The sequence below is a fragment of the Brachybacterium sp. SW0106-09 genome (assembly GCF_001293905.1).
In the GTDB taxonomy this organism is placed as follows: domain Bacteria; phylum Actinomycetota; class Actinomycetes; order Actinomycetales; family Dermabacteraceae; genus Brachybacterium; species Brachybacterium conglomeratum.
In genome coordinates, this window is sequence record NZ_BCAK01000052.1 from 1 (window position 1) to 2,620 (window position 2,620).

General features: G+C 64.7%; 2 protein-coding genes. One reads left to right on the forward strand and one right to left on the reverse strand.

The window, feature by feature from the left end:
- Positions 1-74: 74 nt before the first annotated feature.
- Positions 75-1,240 (reverse strand): IS3 family transposase gene (locus Y09_RS14015; protein WP_234695748.1). Its coding sequence is split into 2 segments (ribosomal slippage): positions 75-953 and positions 956-1,240, totalling 1,164 coding nucleotides; the frame shifts between segments, so codons are not numbered across the junction.
- Positions 1,241-1,352: 112 nt separating this feature from the next.
- On the opposite strand from Y09_RS14015, the gene Y09_RS14030 reads away from it, so the two are divergent.
- Positions 1,353-2,518, forward strand: a protein-coding gene (locus Y09_RS14030) for an IS3 family transposase (RefSeq protein WP_148639674.1) whose coding sequence is annotated in 2 segments (ribosomal slippage) — positions 1,353-1,629 and positions 1,629-2,518 — 1,167 coding nt in all. Because the reading frame shifts where the segments join, the coding sequence is not laid out codon by codon here.
- Positions 2,519-2,620: the final 102 nt, after the last annotated feature.

The following is a 2,620-nucleotide window of genomic DNA, read 5'->3' on the forward strand; positions in this document are numbered from 1 at the left end:
CTCCTGGCGAAGCGTCCCTCGACCCTGCATGTAGAGCGCTGGGACTGCCGCACGAACAGGTGACAGTTGGGGTGTCAGGCCGCGAGGCTCACGGCCGGGTTCATGATGGTCTCGTATTCGATGGGGGTCAATCGGCCCAGACGGGCCTGACGCCGGCGGCGGTGGTAGGTACGTTCGATCCAGGTGATGATCGCGATCCGCAGCTCCTCTCGGGTTCGCCACCGTTTGCGGTCCAGGACGTTCTTCTGGAGCAGTGCGAAGAACGATTCCATCGCGGCGTTATCGCCGGCAGCGCCGACTTGGCCCATGGATCCGATGAGGTGGTGACGGTTCAGGGCGTGCACGAATTTCCGTGACCTGAACTGCGATCCTCTATCCGAATGCACGATGCAGCCGGCTGCGTCACGGCGCCTGGATATCGCGTTGTCCAGGGCCTTCACCGCGAGCCGAGCCTTCATTCGGTCGCTGATCGAGTAGCCCACGATCCGGCCGGAGAACACATCTTTGATGGCGCAGAGATAGAGCTTGCCCTCGTCGGTCCAGTGCTCGGTGATGTCGGTCAGCCACAGTTCGTTGACGTCATCGGCGGAGAAGTCCCGCTTCACGAGGTCGTCATGGACCGGCGGGCCGGGGCGCTTTCCGTTCTTGCCGCGCTTCTTACCGAACACCGACCACCACTGGTTGTCCCGGCAGATCCTCCACGCCGTCCGCTCACACATCACCTCGCCGGCCTCGGCGGCTTCGCTGACGAGGAACCGGTAGCCGTACTCGGGGTCGTCGAGGTGGGCGTCCAGCAGAGCGTTGGCTCGATAGGCCTCGGTCAGCTCGGCTGTGGTGACCTGCTGGTGCCGCCAGCGGTAGTAGGGCTGGCGGGAGAGCTTCAAGACCCGCAGGGACACCGCGACGGGGATGCCGTCAGCGGCGAGCTCGCTCACGAGCGGGTAGAGCTTTTTCCCGGCAGGTTCGCCTGGGACAGGTAGGCGGCAGCACGGCGCAGGACCTCGTTCTCCTGCTCGAGCAACCGGATCCGCTTGCGGGCATCGCGCAGCTCGATGGAATCCTCCCGGCTCTTGCCGGGGCGGTTGCCGTCGTCGATGTCGGCTTGGCGGATCCATTTGTGCAGCGTCATCTCGTGCACGCCGAAGTCCTTCGCGATCTGCGCGATCGTGACGCCGTCCTCACGCGACCGGGCCACTCGCACGACATCTTCGCGGAACTCCTGGGGGTAGGGAGCGGGCATGGTGCACATCCTTCCAGGCCGCCCTGCGGGCAAGCCAGATCAGATGACCTGACCTATGGCTCGGTTTCCAGTTGACGTCGCTAGTCGATGGTCTTCATGGAAGGCTCTTCGCATGCCCCGCCCGTACCCTCCCGAGTTCCGTGCCCGTGCCATCGCTCTGGTCCGCGAGGGCCGCCAGGTCAAGCAGACCGCGCTGGACCTGGGCATCCACGAGGTCACCCTCCACAACTGGCTGCGACAGGACGATATCGACCACGGCCGCCGGCCGGGACGAAGCAGTCAGGAATCTGCCGAGCTCCGCGCGGCGCGCGGCCGTGTCCGGCAGCTCGAGCAGGAGATCGCGATCCTCCGCCGGGCCGCGACGTGGCTCGACGAGGAGGGAGGAGTCGCCCCAAAAGGGCGCACCCGGTGATCGACCGACTCGTCGACGCTGGGGCACCCACAAGCATCTGCTGCCGCCTACTGGGCCTTTCCCGTCAGGGCTACTACCGGTACCGAAAGCGCCCGACCAGTGCCACTGAGCTGCGCCGCCGCTGGCTGACCGGCCTGATCCGGGAGATCCACGTCGCCTCTCGCGGCACCTACGGCTACCGCCGCATCCACGCCGAGCTCACCATCGGAATGAACATTCCGTGTTCCAGCCGGCTCATCTCCGTCCTCATGACTCGCGCCGGAATCGGTGGCCTTCCAGGCCCAGCCAGAATCAAGCGACTCAAGGGGGTCGCCACAGCTGACGACCTGGTCAACCGCAAGTTCCACCGTCTCGCGCTGAACGAGCTGTGGGTCACGGACATCACCGAGCATCCCACCCGGGAGGGCAAGATCTACTGCGCCGCCGTGCTGGATGCTTGTAGCCGCAAGATCATCGGCTGGGCCATCGACTCCAAACAAGACTCCACCCTGGTCGTGAACGCCTTGGACATGGCAATCCGTGCACGTCAGCCAGAGCCCGGAGGGATCGTGCACGCGGATCACGGAGTCCAGTTCACCTCCTGGGTCTTCACCCAGAAGATCCGTTCAGCGGGACTGCTGCCATCATTCGGGACCGTCGGCGATGGCCTCGACAATGCGATGATGGAGTCGTTCTGGTCGACGATGCAGATCGAGCTGCTGAACCGGAAGAAGTGGAAGACGCGCATCGAGCTCGCGAACGCGATCTTCGAGTACATCGAAGTGTTCTACAACCGTCGTCGCCGGCACTCCTCCCTCGAGTACGCGACACCCCACGACTACGACCTCGCCCGCACCCCGCGGGCACTCACCACCACCGGAAGCTAGCGACCAAGAGTGGAAACCTAACCGTAGGGCAGGTCAAGATGTCACCTATCCGCGCGGCAGTCCCGCCTGGTAGATGGTCTCGTGCGACACCCACATCTCCTC